General features: G+C 56.6%; 18 protein-coding genes. 3 read left to right on the forward strand and 15 right to left on the reverse strand.

The genetic code is table 11. The annotated features are described in order from the left end of the window. Positions 1 to 2: 2 nt before the first annotated feature. Complete coding sequence (locus OZX64_RS05100; protein ID WP_277171799.1) at positions 3 to 389, reverse strand: metalloregulator ArsR/SmtB family transcription factor; 387 nt, start codon at positions 387 to 389, stop codon at positions 3 to 5. Between the two features lie 262 nt (positions 390 to 651). Between OZX64_RS05100 and OZX64_RS05105 the strand changes: the two genes are divergently transcribed. Continuing rightward, entirely contained in the window at positions 652 to 1,197 is a 546-nt protein-coding gene (locus OZX64_RS05105) for a hypothetical protein (protein WP_277171801.1), read from the forward strand. Then, positions 1,194 to 1,388 (forward strand): helix-turn-helix transcriptional regulator, encoded by a 195-nt coding sequence (locus OZX64_RS05110; RefSeq protein WP_277171803.1) that lies wholly within the window; start codon positions 1,194 to 1,196, stop codon positions 1,386 to 1,388. The genes OZX64_RS05105 and OZX64_RS05110 overlap by 4 nt, the downstream gene beginning before the upstream one ends. 97 nt (positions 1,389 to 1,485) lie before the next feature. Here the strand turns inward: OZX64_RS05110 and OZX64_RS05115 are convergent, their stop codons facing one another. Beyond that, positions 1,486 to 2,865: a hypothetical protein gene (locus OZX64_RS05115; RefSeq protein ID WP_277171806.1), complete on the reverse strand. Its 1,380-nt coding sequence runs from the start codon at positions 2,863 to 2,865 to the stop codon at positions 1,486 to 1,488. 57 nt (positions 2,866 to 2,922) lie between these two features. Continuing rightward, on the reverse strand, positions 2,923 to 3,363 hold the full coding sequence (locus OZX64_RS05120; protein WP_277171808.1) for a hypothetical protein: 441 nt from the start codon (positions 3,361 to 3,363) through the stop codon (positions 2,923 to 2,925). 288 nt (positions 3,364 to 3,651) lie between these two features. Here OZX64_RS05120 and OZX64_RS05125 point away from each other — a divergent pair, with 288 nt between their 5' ends. Then, positions 3,652 to 5,511: a hypothetical protein gene (locus OZX64_RS05125; RefSeq protein ID WP_277171810.1), complete on the forward strand. Its 1,860-nt coding sequence runs from the start codon at positions 3,652 to 3,654 to the stop codon at positions 5,509 to 5,511. 194 nt (positions 5,512 to 5,705) lie between these two features. Here the strand turns inward: OZX64_RS05125 and OZX64_RS05130 are convergent, their stop codons facing one another. The 12 genes from OZX64_RS05130 to OZX64_RS05185 all read right to left on the reverse strand — a co-directional run bounded on the left by OZX64_RS05130 (position 5,706) and on the right by OZX64_RS05185 (position 21,434). After that, positions 5,706 to 7,517 carry an AMP-dependent synthetase/ligase gene (locus OZX64_RS05130; RefSeq protein WP_277171812.1) on the reverse strand — a complete coding sequence of 604 codons (1,812 nt, stop codon included), beginning with the start codon at positions 7,515 to 7,517 and terminating at the stop codon, positions 5,706 to 5,708. A gap of 98 nt (positions 7,518 to 7,615) precedes the next feature. Beyond that, entirely contained in the window at positions 7,616 to 8,308 is a 693-nt protein-coding gene (gene pyrE / locus OZX64_RS05135) for an orotate phosphoribosyltransferase (protein ID WP_277174985.1), read from the reverse strand. 376 nt (positions 8,309 to 8,684) lie between these two features. Beyond that, entirely contained in the window at positions 8,685 to 9,641 is a 957-nt protein-coding gene (locus OZX64_RS05140; RefSeq protein WP_277171814.1) for a dihydroorotate dehydrogenase, read from the reverse strand. Positions 9,642 to 9,679: 38 nt separating this feature from the next. Next, positions 9,680 to 10,498 (reverse strand): dihydroorotate dehydrogenase electron transfer subunit, encoded by an 819-nt coding sequence (locus OZX64_RS05145; protein WP_277174986.1) that lies wholly within the window; start codon positions 10,496 to 10,498, stop codon positions 9,680 to 9,682. Positions 10,499 to 10,561: 63 nt separating this feature from the next. Next, positions 10,562 to 11,644: an orotidine-5'-phosphate decarboxylase gene (pyrF, locus tag OZX64_RS05150; RefSeq protein ID WP_277171816.1), complete on the reverse strand. Its 1,083-nt coding sequence runs from the start codon at positions 11,642 to 11,644 to the stop codon at positions 10,562 to 10,564. Positions 11,645 to 11,762: 118 nt separating this feature from the next. After that, a complete protein-coding gene (locus OZX64_RS05155) occupies positions 11,763 to 13,262 on the reverse strand; it encodes a dihydroorotase (RefSeq protein WP_277171818.1) in 1,500 nt (499 codons plus the stop codon). Positions 13,263 to 13,397: 135 nt separating this feature from the next. Then, positions 13,398 to 13,817, reverse strand: a complete 420-nt coding sequence (locus tag OZX64_RS05160; protein WP_277157309.1) for an aspartate carbamoyltransferase regulatory subunit — start codon at positions 13,815 to 13,817, stop codon at positions 13,398 to 13,400. Continuing rightward, positions 13,817 to 14,773, reverse strand: coding sequence for an aspartate carbamoyltransferase (pyrB, locus tag OZX64_RS05165; RefSeq protein WP_277174987.1), 957 nt, complete (start codon positions 14,771 to 14,773; stop codon positions 13,817 to 13,819). Before pyrB ends, OZX64_RS05160 begins: the two co-directional genes overlap by 1 nt. A gap of 310 nt (positions 14,774 to 15,083) precedes the next feature. Beyond that, positions 15,084 to 18,194, reverse strand: coding sequence for a bifunctional [glutamine synthetase] adenylyltransferase/[glutamine synthetase]-adenylyl-L-tyrosine phosphorylase (locus OZX64_RS05170; protein ID WP_277171820.1), 3,111 nt, complete (start codon positions 18,192 to 18,194; stop codon positions 15,084 to 15,086). Between the two features lie 69 nt (positions 18,195 to 18,263). Beyond that, positions 18,264 to 18,512 (reverse strand): carbon starvation protein, encoded by a 249-nt coding sequence (locus tag OZX64_RS05175; RefSeq protein WP_277171822.1) that lies wholly within the window; start codon positions 18,510 to 18,512, stop codon positions 18,264 to 18,266. A gap of 142 nt (positions 18,513 to 18,654) precedes the next feature. Next, positions 18,655 to 19,881, reverse strand: a complete 1,227-nt coding sequence (gene mmsB / locus OZX64_RS05180; protein WP_277171824.1) for a multiple monosaccharide ABC transporter permease — start codon at positions 19,879 to 19,881, stop codon at positions 18,655 to 18,657. After that, positions 19,878 to 21,434: a sugar ABC transporter ATP-binding protein gene (locus tag OZX64_RS05185; protein WP_277171826.1), complete on the reverse strand. Its 1,557-nt coding sequence runs from the start codon at positions 21,432 to 21,434 to the stop codon at positions 19,878 to 19,880. The genes mmsB and OZX64_RS05185 overlap by 4 nt, the downstream gene beginning before the upstream one ends. Positions 21,435 to 21,469 lie beyond the last annotated feature (35 nt).

The raw sequence follows: 21,469 nt of genomic DNA on the forward strand, positions 1-21,469 counted from the left end.
CATCATTTCCCTTGCTTTTCTCCATTGCCGTCTTCCGCAGTCTCGGCCACCGTCTGACGATTTCCGGATATGGGCGTATTCGTTCCTGCCTGTTTCGCGCTATAACGCGAAGCTTTGGAAACCGCTTCGTTGCGTTGCAATTGCTTCAACCAGACGATGGTGTCGTCGAGCACGGTCAGGTTCGGCTCATACCAGATGGTCGTGCCCTCACGGCTATCCGTCACCAAACCTGCCTCGCGCAGCTTTTTGAGGTGGTACGAAAGCCTCGATGCCGACAATCCCGTCGCTTCCGCAAGCTCGCCGGCGTTCATGACCCTCTGCCGCAGCAACTGCAGAATCTCGCGCCGCGCCGGGTCCGCGAGCGCCGACAACGTGGTTTGCACACCCATGGTGCCTCCTTCTGACACATTCAACATTGTTATATTTCAAATAATATTGAAATATAAAAACAGAATACTCCATTTCCCCATTTATTTCAAATTATCTTGAAATAAACCTTTGCGAGTTTCAAAACAGACCTAAGAACCTCAAACTCCCCAATGTTGACAACGAACGATCATGGATGTACAGTTTCTTTTACATAGTAAAGTTTGCTTTACTTAATGAAATTATCGAGATTAGGTTATTTCACCGATATTGCAATGGAGGAACATGATGGACAACCAAACCGGCAACACTAACCAGCTACACGCTGAAGCGGCCGAATCAAATACAGCAGCCAAAAAGAAGACAACCAGCGCCTTCGGTGCCAAAACCATTTTCGGCGGCGGCAAAGTCGCGCTTTGGTGCACATCAATCGTTGTTGGAGTCGTCATTGGTGTCATATTCGGAATCATCGCTTTTCTTATCCGCAGACCCGCACAGCTTAGCGATTGGATTTTTGTCGTATTGATGACGGTCTTGATCGGCGAATGCAGCGTCGGCTTCTGCTGGGTGGCGATAGTCGACAGGTCGACCATCACTGGCGTGATTCCCCATCCCGAAGAGAACGTAGAAGACACCTGGCGCACACGCGCGAAGTCCGCAGCCCTTATCGCAATGGTGCTTGCCGACACGATACTGCTCCTGCTGGTGTCGTTCTACGACAAACCAATCCCCAGCCCCATCGCAGCTTTCGCACTACTCAGCATCATGCTCATCGGATTGATTACCATGGCATGCGCGTATTTCGTCTATCGCAAGAAGGCCATAGCATGAACAACCGTCTACCGCAACTTCGTCAGCAACACCAACTCTCGCAAGCCGCCCTCGCCGAACTTGCCGGCGTGAGCCGTCAGACCATCATCTCCATCGAAAAGGGCCGCTTTGACCCGTCGCTGCCTTTGGCGTTCCGCCTGGCCGCTATTTTCGGTTGCACTATCGAAGACATCTTTGACCCGGAATCGTAAATAACAGGCTCGTATAAGAAGTGAGCGCAGGCTTTGGCCAAGATGGCATTGATGATGTCTTCAACTTATAGTCACTTCTTGGCCAAATCCTTGCTGGTCATTCCTTGGAATCCTTATGTTTCGGCAAGAAGTTATGTAGCTTTAGCTTGGAATCAGTCTTCTTGGGCTTATGGTTATCTGCTTCTTCAGAACGTTGCGCAGCAAGTTTTTCGGTAAATTTATCACGACCCTCTTTGATATTTCCACCGAGCTGCCCTGCGTAATCACCAACGAACCCGGCACCTTCACCGATTTTCTGACCGGCACCTTTGCCCAGTTTGAGAGCGCCACTGCCAATCTGCTTGGCACCCTGGCTGATCTCAGTGGTGGTATCCGCAATGAGTTTCCCGGCAGCATCCCTCCAATGCGGTGCCATCTCGATTTCGATGGAATCCGCGTCAATGCCAATTGCCACAGCAAATCCGGACAAACGGTGGTTGACCTCTTGCAATTTGTTCAATGCTTCTTTTACAGCATTGGGATGCCAAACCTTTTGAGAACGGATAGCATCTGCAGACGCCTGGATGCTTTTGCTGAATTGTCCAAATTCATCGGCGATATCATGCAAACGCTTTTGACGAGCAGCGTTAATGCCTTCCTTGTACTGTTCAATTTCTTGCGGACGGTCATCAAGCACCCGGTCCAATTCAATGACGTACAACTCATCTTGCGCCTGGATCGATTTCCCGATAACCGACATCCAATCGGTAGTGTCGTCAAGCAATTGTTGTGAAAACGTTGCAGCTTTGCCGGCATCTTTTTCCTTAGAAAGTTTATCCACAAGATTCTTAATCTTTACCATGGCATAACTCTGGGCACTCGCCAAATCCATTGGACAATCATCGATTTTCGACCAAGTCGTATCCGTTATTACTCCGACTTTGTCGTAAATCGTCTTGGTCTCATCGATCATTCGAGCCGCGCCCATCAGATTTGCAATCGTCTGATCCTTTTGATCTTGCATCAAATCATCGATTTTACTGTTTATTTCATTGAGATAGTCCGTAATCTCTTTCATGGACTGTTCAAGCGCCATCTGCGTCATAACGGCACCGGCACCTGCCAGCATTTCAGGATTGGCCAAAGAAGAGACTTTGGTCAAGTCCTCAAATTTGAGATGACTGATAATCTTGCCATGCTCGCCACGTACCACACCCGTGCCGGTTGAACCGTACTTTTTGACTTGCGCTACTGACTCTTTTGTCAGTTTCACCCACCGACCGCTTTGCTGAGATGTATTGGCAAGCGTTTGGAGACCGTTGCCGCAGACCTGTATCGCACGCTGACCAATAGCTTTTGCGTCCTGATCAAGTCCGGCGCCCTTCAGCCATGCATCAACCGCCGAATCATCGCCCAATACCATGATGCCTTGTTCGTCCTGAATAATCTGGACGGATTCCCTGCCATCCGAATCTGGAACGATATCCTCTGAAGTCATTGGTTTCTCCTTGCATAAGCACACATCCGAGTTGAACAGAATAATCAAACAGCCATGCTATTTGCCGATGACAGCAATGAACACGCTGTTGTATAGCTTGCTGGCACGTTTTTCAAGCGCTTTGATCTTTTTCGTGTCGTTGGCTTTGGCTTCCTTGACCAGTTCAGTACCGGTACGTATCTTATCCAATTCGACGCGCCACGCGGAAATCGGCGCATCATCAGCAAGCATCGAGGAACGGGTTCGAATCAATTCTTCAACGGCATCACATTGGTTCTCGACTTTTGCGAACAGATCATGTTTGTCCTGAAAGTGAATCTTCTTGGTCAGCTCGATGAACTTGTCGGAGAATTGCTGGTCCTTCAACCAACCCACAATCTCTTTTACCTGATCGGGAGAGACGATTTCCCCGATCAACTGAATAATGTCAGCAGCCGTCCTCAGCTTTCCAAGAACCTTTCCCTTGGGCTTTGCCACCGGTTTCTTTGCAACAGTCATTACAGCTCCATGATCGATGTTATTTTCACCTATCGTTTATTATCGCATCATGAAACAGGCAAAAGCAAATAAATTCAGATAATCCACTTGCTTCTTCGACACAAAAATGACGTTATCGATAAGAGCCTTATGAAGACATCTTCAAGCCGGACGAAGAGCACTGACTTTGCAAGCGGCAGAACATGTACACCGTTGAAACGCTCGGGCGGCGGAGGCTCGCGTAGTGCGATTAACCGAAGTAGATTGGGATGTATACCATCCACTGCAATACCACTTTCAGAAGGAATCATGACGACGACGCACCCCCATATCACCGTTGATTTGCACCAGACCACCTCCCCCATGCGGCACATCGCCGCCGGCAACCTGCATCTGTTCGACGCCCGCACTCCGGCCGGATGGCTCAGCGACGGCATCACCGTCAACGCGGTGCGCGGGCAGGCCCATTCACGCAAGGACGGGTATGCCGACTATGAGTACCTGCCGGGCTTCTTCGACGAAGCCACTTATCGAAGGCTTCACGAGGCCTATCCGCACGCCATGCTGATGATCGGTGTCTACTACGGGTTCAAGAATCGGCTCGGCAATGCATGGAAGGATGTCGCCGACGACAAGCAGCTGGCCGCACGCTTCACCGAACACATTCATGCGCTGATGCAGGAAGCCAAAGACAGGGGCATCGCCGTCACCTCGTGGATTCCAATGAACGAGCCAGACGCACAGTGGAACGCCGAGGATTGGTCCCTCGAGCGCCCCGAACGGTTCTACGAAATCGCGTTCCGCGCGGTCAAATCCTTTGACAGTAACGCACTGGTGCAAGGCCCGGAGTTCTCCACGCTGCGCACTCTGCCCGACAATCCGGCGATGGACAAGATGAAGGATTTCCTGCGCTATTGCCAGCGCCACGACTGCATGCCGGACATCCTCTCCTGGCACGATCTGAGCAACAAGCCACCGAAACTCGAACAGGATATCACGGCCGTCAATGCCTACATCAGTGACGAGTTTGGCGCGAAGACGCCGCCGATTGCCATCACCGAATACCAAGGAATCGGCTACAAGACCGACGCAGACGGGCGCAAGGCCGAGGGCGATTACAACACCGGGTTGGCAACGCACTATATCGCCGCCATGGAACGAGCGTACGATCAAGGCCTCATCGCGGGGTTGCGCTCGGAATGGGGATTGACGGGCGACCAGCCCAAGTCCAGCGGCGACATGGGCGAGATGGTGGACTTCGAGACGAAATCCATGCCGACGGGATTATGGTATGTCTATCGGTTCTACGGACAGATGTCGGGCGGCTTGGCCAGCGTCACGAAAGTCGACACGCCTGAAGTTCTGGATGCCGTGGCCAGTGTCAGCGACGACAATCATCACCGCGAAGCGCGGATGCTCATCGGCAACAGCGGAGATTCCGACATGCGCGTCGATCTGAATATTTCCAATCTACCTGTCTCATGGGCAACCGACGGAAAGGTGCGGGCCTACGTCGATGCCATTCCCGAGACGCTGGCGACCCCGCTGCGGCACACCGTGCAGGTACTTGATCGGATGTGCACTATAGACGTGAATTCTGAAGAGGGACGGCGGCTGACACTGCCGCTTACCGTGCCGGCCCGAACGAGCCTCGCCGTCACTCTCACTCCACCGACATCTGGCACCACGACGATTCATGCAGTCTCGCTCAAGCCTTCAGTCGCCGAGCATGTCACCTGTCAGATCAAACGCATGGGTGAGACCGCCTATGTGGAACTGCTCGGTGCACGTCCCGCCAGCCATGTCGACAAATCAGGACAACGCACCTACCGGGAAACCGGAGACGCCATCGCCTATACGTTGGATATCAGCCACAGCGACCTGTATGAACTGTCTAGCACTTTGATCACCAGCCCGGACGGCGGACTTTTCGCCGTGTATCTCGACGGCATTCAAATGGGCTTTCCCGTCGACCTCAACGACAATGAGACGAAGGTCGTCGTGTTCCAGCATGGCCAAGCCTATCTGTCTCAAGGTGAACACGACCTGTCCTTCAGGCCGGTGAGCCAATACGGGAACGCTACTCACGACGACAATATGCGCGATAACGGCAATCGCAGCGGTACCGCCTTAAGAACGGTTGATTTCAGAATCGTTTCCCTAGGTTGATGCCATAAAAGGCGCTACCCCACCCAAGAACCACTCCAAAACGAAAGCCGAATCCGGATACCGACATACTGCGGGACGACCTCGCCTTACCAAAAGGTTCAGCCCAGAAGACCTGAATGACCTCAGGTATCACCCGCATTCGGTGTACGATACCGGCAGTGTCGCGTACGATACCCTCAGCTTCGACCAACCACCTACTTCTTCGGCGCGTAGATGACGTTGTCGATGAGGTCTTGGTAATGCTCGGTGATGACCTGGCGTTTGGCCTTGAGACTCGGGGTGAGCATGCCGTTGGCCTCGGTGAATTCGTCGGGGACGATTTCGAACTTGCGGATGGATTCGGCGCGCGAGACCAGCTCGTTGGCCTTGTTGACGGCACGTTCGACCTCGGCGCGGACGATCGGGTTCTCGCTGGCCTCTTTCAAGTCTTTGACGGGTTCCGCTCCTTCGGACTTCAGCCAGGTATTCGTCTCCTGCAAATCCAGCGAAATGATCGCGGCGATGAACGGCTTGCGATCGCCGACCATAACGCACTGGCTGACCACCGGCGAAACCATCACGGAGGCCTCCACCTCGGCCGGCGAGACGTTCTTGCCTCCGGCGGTGATGATGATGTCCTTCTTGCGACCGGTCAACGTCACGAATCCATCGGCACCGATGGAGCCAAGGTCACCGGTGTGCAACCAGCCGTCGACGATCTGGGCCTTGGTGATTTCGGGATGGTTGTGATAGCCGGCGCATACCGCGCGGCTCTTGATGCACAGTTCTCCGGTCCCATCCACGCCGACGGTGACGCCTTGCAGAGGAATGCCCACGGTGCCGATTCTGTACCCCTTGGGAGGGTTGACTATAGCCGGAGCGCAGGTCTCGGTCATACCGTATCCCTCAAGCAACGGCAAACCGACGCCATTGAAGAAATGCGCGATGGTCGCGTTGAGCGGAGCTCCGCCTGATACCGCGTACTCGACCTTGCCGCCGAAGATCTGCATGATGGCGGAATAGACCAGCTTGTTGTAGATGGCGTGACGTATGCGCAACACCCACGGAATCGGCTGGCCTGACTGCTGCACCTTCGACCATGCAATGGCGGTCTCCGCGGCATGCGAGAAGATATGGCCGGCAACACCGGATCCGGCCTTCTGCGAGGCGGCATTGTAGATTTTCTCGAAAATACGCGGGACGGCGAGAATGAAGGTCGGTTTGAACGTGCGGAAATCGGTCAGGATGGTCTTGAGATCACTCGACAATCCAAGTGTCATGCTTCCGGCAAAGCAGACCAGCTCCATGAATCGAGCGAAAACATGCGCCAGCGGCAGGAACAGCAGCATTCTGCGTCCGGGCTTGTTCAAGGCGTCGTGCATGAACTGAACGCCGGAGATGGTGATGAACACGAAATTGGAATGGGTCAGCTCGATGCCTTTCGGCGTTCCGGTGGAACCCGACGTGTAGACGATGGTGGCCAGATCACTGCCCTTGACCGCTTTTTCGCGCTGCCAGAATTCCTCGTCCGTGACGCCCTGGCCGAATTTTTCGATGGCCTCGATGGCACCCAAAGCGATGACATAGACGTCCTTGAGATCAAGGCAGGAATCGCGCACGACATCGATTTTGTCACGTTGTACGTCATCTTCGGCGAATGCCATCTTGACGTTGGAATCGTTGAAGATCATCCGCACCTGAGCCGGCGAATTGGTCTCGTAGACAGGAATCGTCAGCGCGCCGATCGACATGACGGCCATATCGAGCGCCGTCCATTGCCAGGAGGTGTGAGCGATGATGGCCACGGAATCCCCCGGCTTGATGCCACGGGCGATCAGGCCTTTGGCAAGGGCGATGACCTCGTCGCGGAATTCCACCGGCGTAAAAGACTTCCACTTGCCGTCATCGCCGACATACTCGATCAACGACTCGTCAGGCGTGCGCCTGGCACGGTCGTCAAGCAGCGAGAAGACGTTCCTGTCACTTTCAATCGGACTATCCAACGGCTGTGTGTATTCCTGTCGCATGCGTCTCCCTTGTCTACGTAATACTAGCGAAACCTTACTCCAAGCATAAGAAATCGGTGCCAACAACCGCGACTGTCCAATTATCTCAATGTTTCATATCACGCACCATACCGCTCGAGATAGTCGCCGGCACGCTTTTTGATATCGTCGCCGAGCAACGGCTTGCCGTCGACGGTGACCATGCGGGAGGCGGCGGCGAAGATCTCGCGGACGTTGGCGATGGACAGCACTGGGAAGCCGAATTCCTGCTCGACCGACCTGACGGCGGACATGTTGGAATCCTTGGTCTTTTCCATACGGTCGACCGACAGCACCAGGCCTACGATATCCACGTTCGCGGCGGACTTGAGCTTCGGGACCACCTCGCGCACGGCGGTGCCGGCGGTCATCACGTCATCGACCAGCAGGACCTTCATGCCGTCCTCAAGCGGCGTGCCGACGAGAATGCCGCCGTCACCGTGATCCTTCTTTTCCTTGCGGTCGAAGGTGTAGCCGACTTCCATGCCATGCATACTGGTCAGCGCGATAGATGTGGAGACCGCAAGCGGAATGCCCTTGTAGGCCGGGCCGAAAATCGTGGCGATGTCGTGCGGCAGCGTGCCGCCGGCGATGGCCGAGGTGATCTTTTCAGCGTAGAACGCACCCAACGTGGCTATCTTACGACCGTTATTGAACGCACCAGCGTTGATGAAATAAGGAGATTGCCGGCCGGACTTCAACGTGAAATCGCCGAATTTCAGCGCTCCGGATTGCAGCAGAAACTCGGTGAAGCGCTGGTCAATCGGTGTCATTGCGGCATCGGCAGGGTCTTTGACGTCTTTTTTATTGTGTGTTGTGGTCATCTTCCATCTCTTTCCATTTTTTAATCATAAAACCGTCCCATTCCAGTCAGATTCCGCTGTTACCCGGAAACCGGCAGGGAACCGAAGTCATGGGTTCGCGGCCAAAACCTAGCCTTAAGCCGCAAACCCATGATGAGGCGCCTCTTTATCATGGGTTTGTAGCCCGCGACCGTCACAATGCCGCAAACCCATGACGGGGAACTTCTTTATCAAGGGTTCGGGTCACAAAATCCCCGTGAAGCCGCAAACCCATGACGAAGACGCTCGGCCGGCGGCACGGCGCCTCCAGCGGACCCGATATGACGGTCCAGAGCACACCGCTCCCTCACCATGTCTGACCTTTGGCGAGTTTCGCGGCGAGGTCCGGGCGCGAATCCAGCAGGTCGTCGAGTTCACGGGCAACCCTCATCGGAGCGGTCGGATCGACCAATGCGGCAGCGCCAACCTCGACGGCGTTCGCACCGGCGTACAGGTATTCCAATGCTTTCTCGCCAGAATCGATACCGCCGATGCCGATGATCGGAATGCCGGGAATGGCCTGACGCACGCGCCAGACGAAACTCAGAGCAATCGGGAAGATGGCCGGTCCGGAGACGCCGCCGGTGCGGTTGGCCAGGATCGGCTTGCCGGTGTTGATATCGATGCGCATGCCGACCAACGTGTTGATGAGGCTCAGCGCGTCGGCCCCGGCATCCACCGCCGCATGGGCGACTTCGACGATGTCGGTGACGTTCGGGGAAAGCTTGACGATCATGGGTTTGCTGGTCAGCGCCCGCAAATGCTTGATCAAACGGCTCAGCGCGACCGGATCGGTGCCAACGCTCATGCCGCCGTGACTCACGTTCGGGCAGCTGACGTTGATCTCGAGCATGTCGGCCTGGGAGTCGGCGAGCTTGGCGACGACCTGGGCGTAATCTTCATCGCTGTGCCCGGCGACGTTGGTGATGACGGTGGCGCCAAGCTTCTTGAGTCGCGGCAGTTCGTCGACAAGATAATGGTCCACGCCGGGATTCTGCAGTCCGACCGAATTGACCATGCCGGACGGGGATTCTGCAGTGCGCGGCCCGGGATTGCCTTCCCACGGCACCGGTGCGACGCCCTTGGTGCAGATGGCGCCCATCTGGCTGACGTCATAGTAGTCACCGCAGGCATCGAGCTGGAAGGTGCCCGAGGCCGTGCCGACCGGGTTTTTCCATTCGGTTCCCGCAACGATGGTCCTGTGCCGCCATTCGTGTGGTTCAAGAACGTTCATTGCCGTGTCCTGTTCCGTTTGCTCGTTCATCGCAGCATTTCCCTCATTCGTCGTATTCGTCATCGCGCTCACGCCTCCCAACCGAGTTGTTCGGTGGTGAAGACGGGACCGTCCTTGCAGACCTTGAGTCTTCCTTGCGGTGTGTCGACCACGCAGGCCACGCACGCACCATACCCGCAGCCCATGCGGGCTTCGAGGCTGAATTGGGCTTCGATATTGCGTTTGCTGGCCCAAGCTGCCACGGCTTTCATCATCGGTGTCGGCCCGCAGGAAAGGATGATTGGCTTCTGGTCGGCGCCGTCGAGTTCATCTTCGATATCGTTCAGCAGGTCGACGACGTTGCCTTCGGCGTTGATGATGCTGTGCGTCGTATCGGCAAAAGGCGCAACCAACTCGTCGGCGAAACGCACGTCCCGATAGCCGAAAACCGAGGTGACCAAGGTGCCGTCATCGCGTTTGCTGAGCGTTTGCGCGGCGTAGAGCAGCGGCGGCACGCCCAAACCTCCTCCGACGAGGACATAATTCGCCGTCTTGCCGGTATCGAACGGTTTGCCAAGCGGTCCGAGGACGTCGACGGTGCCTCCGGCCTGAAGCTTTGCAAACTCACGCGTCCCCGCTCCCACGATCTGGTAGATCAGCGTGACATCGTCTCCCTCGACCTTGGCCACACCGAACGGACGGGGCAACGCCATCGTGGCATCGGAGGGATACAGGTTCACAAACTGCGCCGGGCGCACGGTTGCCGCCACGTATGGGTCACGGATGACCATTTCGTAGATGCCTGGCGAAAGCATCGACGCAGCAATCACCCTGTCGGTGCGTCTGCCGGGTTTTCGTCCGGCCTCGGCCGCTTGCCGCTCGACGGTTTCGGTGCTGGCCGTGGGCATGAAAGTAGTTGCGCTCATGTTTCTCCTTCTAAAATTCTTATCGTAAACGGATTTATTGGGTAATTAAGACAGCAGAGCTTTTCTCAAGTCGTCGCGCATCGCAATCGCAGCAGCCTGGGCGCTTCGAGCGACAAGGTCAAGAGCTTCCTCCTTGGTCATATTCTCGCTGTACTCCCCCGACTTCTTCCATGCGCCGATGATGCCACGCGATGAGTTGACGATGGCACCACTGCCACGGGAATCAAACATTCCGGCCACATCCGCCGCCGTGCCGCCCTGTGCACCATACCCCGGTACGAGGAAGAAGGTGTGCGGCATGCGTTCGCGCAATTGACTACCCTGTTCGGGATGGGTCGCTCCGACCACAGCGCCAAGCCTCGAGTAACCATACTTACCAATGGAATCCGCACCCCAGCCTTCCACAAGGTCGGCAACGTGCTCATACAGTTTGTCACCATTGGCAAGTTCGAGTTCCTGAATCTCTTTGCTGGATGGGTTTGAGGTGCGCACCAGCGCGAACACGTCCTTGTCGGTTTGCTTGGCTGCGTCGGTGAATGGGGTGATGCCGTCGGTACCGAAATAGGGATTTACGGTAACAGCATCCTCGCTCCACGGCTGGCCATTGCAGTCGTCTTTCAGAGAATTGACGCCGGTCAGATGTTTGGCATATGCAGCAGCTGTCGAACCGATGTCACCTCGTTTGATGTCACCAAGCACATATAACCCCTGCTTCTGCGCATACTCACAGGTCAAACGGTAGATATCAAAACCAATGGGACCGTAGGCCTCATACATAGCGATCTGCGGCTTGACAGCCGGCACAATGTCTTTCACGGCGTCGATGATGGCGCAGTTGAACTCATAGAAGCCTTCAATAATCTCGGCACCCGGATCAGCCTGCTCTAAAGCGTCTTTTGCAGCCTTGGTCTTGGCTTCCATGCCGTCAGCATTGTCTATTGAAGCCAGAACTCGCTGATCTTCAGGACTGTTGCTGCTCCTCAATCCTTTAATGAATGCCTCGAGATCCTTCTCGTCGAATTCGATCTCCATGGTGAAAGCCTGCGGCGGCACCAGCGCCTGAGTCGGGTCCAGCCCTACGATGCTGGGATTGTCTTTGGCCTCGATGGCCTCAATCAGTCGATCCATTGTCCTTCCCTCTTTTCCTTAAGTGTTATACCTGCAATCATTACAGCCATCAGAGCTGTTACGCTTATCTATATATCAGTTTAATTATCGTTGGAATATGGCCATTCCGCCCATGGCTTCAACCTTTCGTACCGACTGTCAACCTGCTGAACACCAACTTTGAGCCGATGATTGTGGCCATTGGCCTGCCCGTAAGCTTCCACCCATCGAACGGGGTGTTGCGTCCTTTGGAATGGAACCGGGCCGAATCGACAGTCCATTGATGATGGGTATCGATCAAGGTCAGATCGACGTTTTCGGGGTGTTCGACTTTGCTCAAATCCAGTATCCGTTTCGTCGCGCACTTCGCGGAGGTATTGAGCAACATTGCCACATCCGTAGGCTTGTGTCCCATCAGCCGTTCCGGGGCCAGAGCCATAAGTTCAATCAGCCGCTCATCGCTGATGGCACCGCTTCCCACCAGCACCTTGCGGCAGACGCCGTACGCGCATTCCAATCCGATGATGCCGTTCGGCGCATCGACCAGCCCGGCAGCCTTTTCCTCGGCCGTATGCGGGGCGTGATCGGTGGCGATCATATCGACGGTTCCGTCGGCGATCGCGGCGACCGTGGCACGGCGGTCCGCTTCACTTCTCAGCGGCGGGTTCATCTTGGCCATCGTGCCATACTTCAATATGTCCTCGTCACACAACGCCAGATAATGCGGTGCCGTCTCGCAGGTGATCGGCAAGCCTTCGGCTTTGGCCTTGCGAACGGCATCGAATGCTCCGGCCGTCGAGACATGCTGAAAATGGATGTGGGCGCCGGTACGCCGGGCCGCTTCGATGTCACGGTTGACGATCGTCAGTTCGGTTTGCGCAGGAATACCGGCGATACCGAGTTTTCTGCTGACCGTCCCCTCGTTGATGGCACCCGTATCGTGATGCTCGCAATGCTCGAGCACCGGCAACCCGGTCGCCTTCGCATCGGCGAGCACTGAGTCAAGAATCTCGTCGGTAATCGCCGAACCATCGTCGGTGATCGCACGTAGCGGATGCTGCAAAACGGCATTGTCCGGGCTTTGAGACGTATCCGATATACCGTTATCATGTATACCGTTATCATGGTTTGTCGATTGTCCGGCAGTATCCATGAATCTGATGTAATCGTCGGGTCGTGTCGGTAGTTTCCCCGTCCGACCGAGTGACGCGCAGACGGAAAGGTCATAGCGAACCGGCAGTTGCACATCGTGCAGTTGTTCATAGCGTTGCAGATAGTCGAGCGTGTTGACGACGCCGACTTCCTTGAGCTCTTCGCCGCCGTCGACAGCATCCTGGACATTGATGTCACGCCCATCGGCAGCCGGCAGCGTATTCGGCATAATCAGCACGCGCGTATAGCCGCCGGCCGCTGCAGCCTCACAGCCGGAGACCATTGTCTCCTTGGTCGTTTGCCCCGGATCGCGGAAATGCACATGCGGGTCGGCGAGCCCTGGTGCGACGATCAACGACGAGCCGTCGATATCGCCGGATACGACGGCACCCGCTTCAGTAAGCAACCGTTGGGCGTCGCTTTCCGGTATAACGAGGTCGATGCGTTCGCCGGTGTCCCACACCGCGATGTCATGAATGGTGAGCATGTGCATTCCGTTCTCTTGATAACCAGCTTGTTTTGCATTCCTACACGGTTGATCTCATGGAAGATCAATCAGGTTTTCGTCAGCTTGTGCCCGAATCCCCATCAAACCAATGGATTTCGGCCACAAGCGACTTCGTTACCGCTGTGCTTCCTCGTCGCAATAGTCGCAACGGTATTCACGGCGTTCGGCGTTGGCCAGGTGGAACCGCTGCTCCAATCCCGTCTCGGCGGTGGTCACGCAGCGTGGGTTCTTGCACGAGATGACACCGACCAAGTGTTCGGGCAGCTCCGGCTTCGCCTTGTCGACGATTCGGCCGCCCCGGACGATGTTGACGGTCGCGTGCGGCGCGATGAAGCCGAGCGCGTCGAGGTTCAGGCCTTCGACGTCCTCGAGCTTGATGATGTCCTTGGCACCCAGCGCATGGCTGGTCGCGTTCATGATGAGCGCCAGCTTGGTAGTGGTCGGGTCGATCTTGAGATAATGCAGGACGGTGAGCGCCGTACCCGCGTCAACATGGTCGATGATAATGCCGTTGGTGATGCTCGTGACTTCCATCAGGCCAACACCTCCTTGCTTGTCTCGTAACCGGGCAGTTCGTCGCCCAGCACCGAACTTTCCAGCGCCATGCGCATGAGCATGCCTCGACGTACCTGCTCGAAGTAGGCGGCACGCGAATCGTCATCGACTTCCTTGGCGATCTCGTTGACGCGCGGCAACGGGTGGAGCACCGCCATCTTGGGTTTGGCGAGCCTCATCTTGGCGGCGTCGAGGATGTAGGTGTCGCGCAGGCGCAGGTAATCGTCCTCGTTGAAGAAGCGTTCCTGCTGGACGCGCGTCATGTAGAGCACATCGAGGTCGCCGATAACCGCTGACAAATCCTTCGCTTCCACGTAGGAGCAGGTCGGGCTGGCGTCGATGCGGTCGAGCACGTACTGCGGGGTCTTGAGCTCGTCGGGGCTGATCAGCACGAACCGGATGTTGCCGAAGCGGCAGAGGGTCTCGATCAGCGAATGCACGGTACGCCCGAACGTCAGATCGCCGCACAGCCCCACGGTCAGGTCGGTGACGCGCCCGAAACGCGCCTGAATGGTGGAAAGGTCGGCCAGGGTCTGCGTGGGGTGCATATGGCCGCCGTCACCGGCGTTGATGACCGGCACATCCGAGGAATGGGCGGCAACCAGTGCGGCGCCTTCCTTGGGATGACGCATGGCGATCAGATCGGCGTACTGCGAGACGACCTTCACCGTGTCGTGGATGGTCTCGCCTTTGGTGGCCGAGGAAAGCTGGGCGCCGGCGAAGCCGATGACCTTGCCGCCGAGCCGTAGCATCGCGGTCTCGAAACTCAGGCGCGTGCGCGTACTGGGCTCATAAAACAAAGTGGCCAACACCCGGCCTGTGCAGGTGTTCGCCACTTCTTTTCTATGGGAATCAATGTATTGCGCTTTGTCAAGCAATACCCGAATCTCCGGAATCGGTATATTATCCAACGTCACCACGCTGGAACCGACCAATGAATGTTTGGGAATTCCATCACCGGAATTCCTCAAGGATGCTTTCATGCCCGTCAAATCTGACAACGGCTCACCTTTCTCTTGGAAGAAGGTGGCCACTTCATGTGACCATTCACAAGATACCCGCACGCGGCGACACCTGTTGTCAATCTCACAGCACCACGCATGTCGGCTAACGATACTCAGCCAAGGCAATCCAGAGAGGAAACACCAAAATCATCCTTAAACGACGTTTTTCCACATGCTTCGCCTTTTCTATGGAAAAACGCCCTTTCAAGACATTTCTAGCGCTTTCCTACCGGTTCTACTTTCACAGCCCGTAGAACAGCCGCTCCGTCACCTCTCGGCACCGGCGCATCACGGCCTGCAGGTCGTTGCCGAAGTATTGGCCACGGTTCGCATCGTATCCCAGAAACGTCGCCACTCCTCCGAGCCCGTAGAAATCCGACGGCAGCACATCGGCTTGCGAAAGCCTCGCGCCCCATAGGTAATTGCCGTTGCGGGCGGCGGTGAGCATTTTCCACGCTCTGCGCAACGCGTCGACGTCATCGCCACCGATATATCCCAACCGCTCAAGCTCATCAAGCGCGGCCAGCGTCGAATGCACACGCAAGCCCTCATGCCTCCCCGCATGCTCGAGCTGCAGCAGCTGCACCGTCCATTCGACATCGGAAAGCCCGCCCGCCCCGAGTTTCAGATGCTGGTTGCGTTTCACGCCATGCGGCAGACGCTCCGCCTCCATTCGCGCTTTGAGCCTGCGGATCTCGCCGACCTCCTCGTCCGTCAACGCCCGGTCCATATAGCGCAGAGGGTCGGCAAGCTGGGTGAGGAAATCCTTGGCCAATCGGGCATCGCCCGCGGCATACCTCGCTCGCAGCAAGGCCTGACGTTCCCACGTGCTGTACCACTTGGTGTAGTAGTCGCGGCATGATTCGTATGAGCGGATCAGCGGTCCGTTCTTGCCTTCCGGCCTCAGTCCGAAATCGAGGTCGATTTTCGGCTCCAGGCTGGCAGGCCCCTGCAGGATGTTGCGCAGGTCGTTGACCACGTTGCGCGCGAATTCTGCGGTCGATTCCGCCGGATTCTCTCCACGGCCATTTTCTGCCGTGCCTTTGGGGCGATACATCATGATGACATCCGCGTCAGAGCAGAAATTGACCTCTTGGCCGCCATAACGGCCCATGGCGATGACGCTGATGGCCACCGGAGCGGCATCAAACCCCATTTCAGTGCATTGATGACGGATGGACCATTGCAGAGCCGCTTCGATGGCGGCATCGTAGACATCGGTCATACCGGCCAATCCCGTACCATCATCGAAAACACCGGAAGTCCACCCAAGGCCGATGCGTTCGATCTCATGCCGTCTCATCGCACGGATGGAAGTGGCGAAATCGTTCATGTTGTCGGCATACCGCGACACCGCAGCCTGCGAGCGCACATCAAGGCTTTCACGGGTTCGCGGCATCAGCATTCCGTCGTCGCCGAGCCAGGTCACCGATTCGATGGACTGGTTGAGCGCGTCGCCCAGCAGCCTCGAGTTGGAGAGGATATGACACAGTCTGATCAGCGCCTGCGGTGAATCGCGCAGGAAACCGAGATACTGGCTGCCGCCGCCAAAACGTTCCTCGAGCTTGCGCCATTGCAACAACCCCATGTCCGGGTTCTGCCCTTGGGACAGCCATTGGAGTATCGAGGGCAGGAGAATGCGGTTGATCTTGGCCGCACGGGAAACCCCTTCGGTCAACGCCTTGACATGACGCATGGCGGCATCCGGGTCGGCGAAGCCGATGGATTCAAAGCGCTCTCGGGTGGCCTTGTCGCTTAAGGTGATCTGATCGTCGTCCAGTTGCGCCGCGATCGGCAGCATCGGCCGGTAATAGATATCGGAGTGAAGACGGCGCACCTCACGGCGGACTTTGTCGTAACGTTGTACCAGCTGATCGGGCAGCAGGCCGAATGCACGGGCCATACGGCGCAGTTCCGGATTGCCGTCTATCGCACGCGTGTCGGCGTTGCGCACGATATCGAGTTCGTTCTCCTTGACCTTGCCGAGGTCGGCGAAGAGATGCGTGCGTTTCAGCTCCCACGTCTGCGCCCGATGCTCCAGCACTCTTTCAAAGCGATAGTCCTTATCGAGCCTTGCAGCTTGCGGACGCGCGACGTATCCTCCGGCCGAAAGCGCCTGCAACGCACCCAACGTGGACCGGCCGCGCAACGATTCGTCGGAACGGCCATGGACCAGCTGCAGCATCTGCACGGTGAACTCCACATCGCGCAACCCGCCTTTGCCAAGTTTGATTTCCCTGTCCCGCAGATCGGAAGGAATATTGTCTTCGACGCGTTTGCGCATTTTCTGGCAGTCATAGACGAAATTATCGCGTTTCGACGCCGACCAGACCAGCGGACGCGTCAGATCGAGATAGGCCTTTCCCAGCTCTTCGTCACCGGCGACAATGCGAGCCTTCAGCAGCGCCTGGAACTCCCAATTGCTGGCCCACTTCTCGTAATAGACGCGGCACGAATCGACCGTGCGCACCAGCGGGCCGTCCTTGCCTTCCGGGCGCAAAGCCGTGTCGATCTGCCACAACGGCGGCATGGCGACACCGGGGATGACCGATTGGCAGATTTTTTGCAGCAAGGTTCCGATTTTCGTGCCGATGCGGGTCAGGGCCGCACCGTCGATTTTCTCCTCGCCCTGCGCGGCAAGCGGTTCGACGACATACACCAGATCGCAATCGGAGACGTAGTTGAGTTCCTGGGCGCCGAGTTTGCCCATACCGATAACGGTGAATCCGCAGTGTTCGCTTCCTTCGACCTGCGTTCTGGCGATATCGAGCGCAGCGCCGATGGCGGCATCCGCAAGGTCGGAAAGTTTCGCACTTATCTGAGGCTGTATGTTCACCGGATCGTCCGCGGCGGTGTCTTCGGCCATGATGGCAGCAAGCTGAAGATAATAATGTTCCCGCAACGCCTCAACGGCAGCGGACATGTTGGCCGCCGGCATATCCGCTGATGAGGAAACGGCTTCCTTGACCGCCTCGTTCATGCGTGCGATACGTTCGGCACGACTAAAATCGAGGCTCCCACACGGGTCGCAGGCCGCAGCCGACACCAGACCGGGATGCACCCGCATCAGAGCGCCCAAGGCATTGGAAGCACCCAATACGCCAATCAGCCGTGAAAGGGCCTCAGGAGTGTACGTCCGGGTTTCCGGAACCGCAGAAATTTCGACAAGATGCTTCAACGCGGCATCAGGATCGCACGCACGTTGCAAGGACGTCAGCACGACCTGCAAAGCCCGGCTGTCGAAGCCCGACTCCCCCAGGCGCGCAAACCGTTCGCGCGCCTGACCGAGATCCTGCATCCCTGCGCGGATCAGGTCATGAGTCGTGATTTCGAATTCCCTGTCAGCTTCCATAACCCCAATCTACAACCTGCCCACTCTTTTTACATGGATGCAAGTCAATAGGATTATTTTCCGTTCTGCTTATTCCTGGTTGTCACGGTCCTCTTGGTCATCGTCGCCATTGCCGCCACCGTCGCTTTTCCAGCTCTGGAAACCGGCGTAGACACCGTATCCGGTGACAATGAGGAGACAGACGACAAAAACAAGATTGGGCCAGGTAAAGAACGTACCGGCTTTGGCGGCTTCACTGCCGGACTGAACCAGCCAAATGAGACAGGCGACGGACATCAGGAAATACAGGATGGCCCTGCTATGTTCGGACAGTTTCATATCCATGACCTTTCGCATACCTCAGATATGAATAATTTTCATTATATGAGAATTATCATTGCCGTAACGCCACAACGAAAAGTGCATGCAGACTATCGTTTCCAGCGAATCCTGCATGCACTTCCCTTTCCCATCAATGCACTCAGCTCTTCTTGCGCTTGGACATGATGTCCACAGCCACGGCAAGCAGAAGCACCAGACCCTTGATGGTCTTGACCACGGCGGTGTCGACGCCCATGATCGACAGACCCTGGTTGATGACGCCCATCACGAACGCACCGACCACGGCACCGGGGATGGTGCCGACGCCGCCGGCGACTGCCGTGCCGCCGATGAAGCAGGCAGCGATGGCGTCCATCTCGAACTCCATACCGGTCTGGGCGGTTGCAGAGGCCAGACGAGAGAGCATGCAGATGGCGGCCACAGCGGACAGGAAGCCCATGTGGACGAAGAGGATGAAGTCCACGCGCTTGGTGTTGATGCCGGAGAGGATGGCGGCCTTGCGGTTGCCGCCGACCGCATAGACATGGCGTCCGAAGACGGTACGCGTGAGGATGAAGTTGTAGACAAGCACCAGCACGCCGACGATGACCAGCATGATGGGGATGCCGCCTTGATTTTCGTTGCCGGACGAGGCGATCAGATAGGTGACGAAGGCGATGACCGCGCTGATCAGCACGCACTTGATGACGGTCATGACCATCGGCTCGGGCACCAGCCCCACCTTCTCGGTACGCTTGCGCTTCGAGAGCTGACTGTAGACATAGGCGACGATGCACACCAGCCCCACCACGATGCTCAGTCCGTCGAACGGCCCCCAGAAGCCCAAGATATTGGGCAGATAGTTACGGGCGATGCCGCGGAACGCGTCGGAGGTGATCGGCACGGATTCACCGACGATCACGGTCGCCAGGCCTCTGAACATCAGCATGCCGGCCAAAGTGGTGATGAAACCGGGAATGCCGATCACCGCGACCCAGAAGCCCTGCCAGCAGCCTACGATCAGACCGACGATCAGGGAGACGACGATGGCCAGCATCCAGTTCATTCCCTGACGTTCCATCAACAGCGCACAGATGCCACCGATGAACGCAACCAGCGAGCCGACCGACAAATCGATGTGAGTGGCGATGATGACCATCACCATACCTATGGCCAGAATGATCACGTAGGCGTTTTGCTGGATCAGGGAGACGAAGCTGTTCGGCTTGAGCAGCACGCCCTTGGTGAGTATCTCGAAGACGACGATGATGACCACCAACGCCGCGACGATGCCGTATTGGCGTGCGTTGTTGGCGATGGCGGACAGGATCGCGCCCCTGTTTTCCTTGTCTTGTTTTTTGGTAGGCGATACGACTGTGGAACTCATCGTGCTGCCACTTCCTTTTCTTTTGTCATACCCTTCATCAGGTATTCCTGACTAAATTTGTCCCGATGCACCTCGTCGGTGATCACACCTTGGCTGACGGTGTAGATGCGGTCGCATACCCCGATGAGCTCCGGGAGCTCCGACGAGATGAATATGACCGCCTTGCCCGCATCCGCCAGCCTGTCGATGATCTCGTAGATCTCATATTTGGCGCCGACGTCGATGCCTCTGGTGGGCTCGTCCAGGATGAGCACATCCGGGTCGGAAAGCACCCATTTGGCAAGCACGACCTTCTGCTGGTTACCGCCGGAAAGCGAACTGACCGGCTCCTCGATGCTGGTGCATTTGATATTGAAATCCTTGCGGTATTCGCCTACACGCTTGCGTTCGATGTTGTCGTCCATGACACCGAACTTGCTCATGCGTTTCAGGCTTGCCATGGACGCATTCTCACGGATGTTCTGCAACAGGTTGAGACCGTACATCTTCCTGTCTTCGGTGGCGTAGGCCAGACCGGCGTCGATGGCATCCTGTACGTTGGACAGGTTGACCTTCTTGCCTTTGACGTACACCTCTCCGGAAATATGGGAGCCGTAGGAACGTCCGAAGACACTCCTTGCCATCTCGGTGCGGCCGGCGCCCATAAGCCCTGCCAGACCGACGATCTCGCCGGCATGAACGTTGAAGTTGGCATGGTCGACGATGACACGGTTGACATCCTGGGGATGGTGGACGGTCCAATCCTTGACACGCAGGAACTCCGGGCCCGGCTTGTTCGAGGGGTGCTCCGGATAGAGGTTGGTCAGCTCACGGCCGACCATCAGATGAATCAGCTCGTTCTGGTCGAGCGGTTCATCCTCGTCGACATGCATCGTGCCCACCGTCGAACCATCACGGATGATGGTGACGTTGTCGGCGATATCGGCCACCTCGTTCAACTTGTGGCTGATGATGATGCTGGTCACGCCCTGCTTGTCTCTAAGTTCACGCACAAGGTTGAGCAGATTCGCCGAATCCTCGTCGTTCAACGCGGCAGTGGGCTCGTCCAGGATCAGCAGCTTGACGTTCTTCGAAAGGGCCTTGGCGATTTCGACGAGCTGCTGTTTGCCGACGCCCAGATCCATGATCTTGGTGTCGGGAGACTCCTCGAGCCCCACACGCTTCATCAGCTCGACGGCTTTCGCGCGCGTTTCACCCCAGTTGACGATACCGCTCTTCTGCTGTTCGTTGCCGATGAAGATGTTCTCGTCAACGGGCAGGTAAGGGCTCAGCGCAAGCTCCTGGTGAATGATGACGATGCCGTCGGCCTCGGAGTCATTGATGGTCCGGTACTTGCATTCCTTGCCCTCGAACGTGATGGTGCCGGTGTAGCTACCATACGGGTAGACGCCCGAAAGCACGTTCATCAACGTTGATTTGCCGGCACCGTTCTCCCCGCAAATGGCGTGGATCTCCCCTCGCCTTACCGTGAGATTCACGTCGTCCAGCGCCTTGACGGGCCCGAATTTCTTGGTGATGCTTTTCATGGTCAGTATGACGTTGTCATCTGGCATGACCCATACCTCCTTCTCGACGCAAGCGGGTTTGT

Origin of the sequence: Bifidobacterium sp. ESL0704 (assembly GCF_029392075.1) — a bacterium.
Taxonomy (GTDB): Bacteria; Actinomycetota; Actinomycetes; order Actinomycetales; family Bifidobacteriaceae; genus Bifidobacterium.

Bases quoted from the DNA above. Each gene is read 5' to 3' on its own strand.
- OZX64_RS05100 (WP_277171799.1), bottom strand. From the start codon at position 389: ATGGGTGTGCAAACCACGTTGTCGGCGCTCGCGGACCCGGCGCGGCGC.
- OZX64_RS05105 (WP_277171801.1), top strand. From the start codon at position 652: ATGATGGACAACCAAACCGGCAACACTAACCAGCTACACGCTGAAGCG.
- OZX64_RS05110 (WP_277171803.1), top strand. From the start codon at position 1,194: ATGAACAACCGTCTACCGCAACTTCGTCAGCAACACCAACTCTCGCAA.
- OZX64_RS05115 (WP_277171806.1), bottom strand. From the start codon at position 2,865: ATGACTTCAGAGGATATCGTTCCAGATTCGGATGGCAGGGAATCCGTC.
- OZX64_RS05120 (WP_277171808.1), bottom strand. From the start codon at position 3,363: ATGACTGTTGCAAAGAAACCGGTGGCAAAGCCCAAGGGAAAGGTTCTT.
- OZX64_RS05125 (WP_277171810.1), top strand. From the start codon at position 3,652: ATGACGACGACGCACCCCCATATCACCGTTGATTTGCACCAGACCACC.
- OZX64_RS05130 (WP_277171812.1), bottom strand. From the start codon at position 7,517: ATGCGACAGGAATACACACAGCCGTTGGATAGTCCGATTGAAAGTGAC.
- pyrE (WP_277174985.1), bottom strand. From the start codon at position 8,308: ATGACACCGATTGACCAGCGCTTCACCGAGTTTCTGCTGCAATCCGGA.
- OZX64_RS05140 (WP_277171814.1), bottom strand. From the start codon at position 9,641: ATGAACGAGCAAACGGAACAGGACACGGCAATGAACGTTCTTGAACCA.
- OZX64_RS05145 (WP_277174986.1), bottom strand. From the start codon at position 10,498: ATGCCCACGGCCAGCACCGAAACCGTCGAGCGGCAAGCGGCCGAGGCC.
- pyrF (WP_277171816.1), bottom strand. From the start codon at position 11,644: ATGGATCGACTGATTGAGGCCATCGAGGCCAAAGACAATCCCAGCATC.
- OZX64_RS05155 (WP_277171818.1), bottom strand. From the start codon at position 13,262: ATGCTCACCATTCATGACATCGCGGTGTGGGACACCGGCGAACGCATC.
- OZX64_RS05160 (WP_277157309.1), bottom strand. From the start codon at position 13,817: ATGGAAGTCACGAGCATCACCAACGGCATTATCATCGACCATGTTGAC.
- OZX64_RS05170 (WP_277171820.1), bottom strand. From the start codon at position 18,194: ATGGAAGCTGACAGGGAATTCGAAATCACGACTCATGACCTGATCCGC.
- OZX64_RS05175 (WP_277171822.1), bottom strand. From the start codon at position 18,512: ATGAAACTGTCCGAACATAGCAGGGCCATCCTGTATTTCCTGATGTCC.
- mmsB (WP_277171824.1), bottom strand. From the start codon at position 19,881: ATGAGTTCCACAGTCGTATCGCCTACCAAAAAACAAGACAAGGAAAAC.
- OZX64_RS05185 (WP_277171826.1), bottom strand. From the start codon at position 21,434: ATGCCAGATGACAACGTCATACTGACCATGAAAAGCATCACCAAGAAA.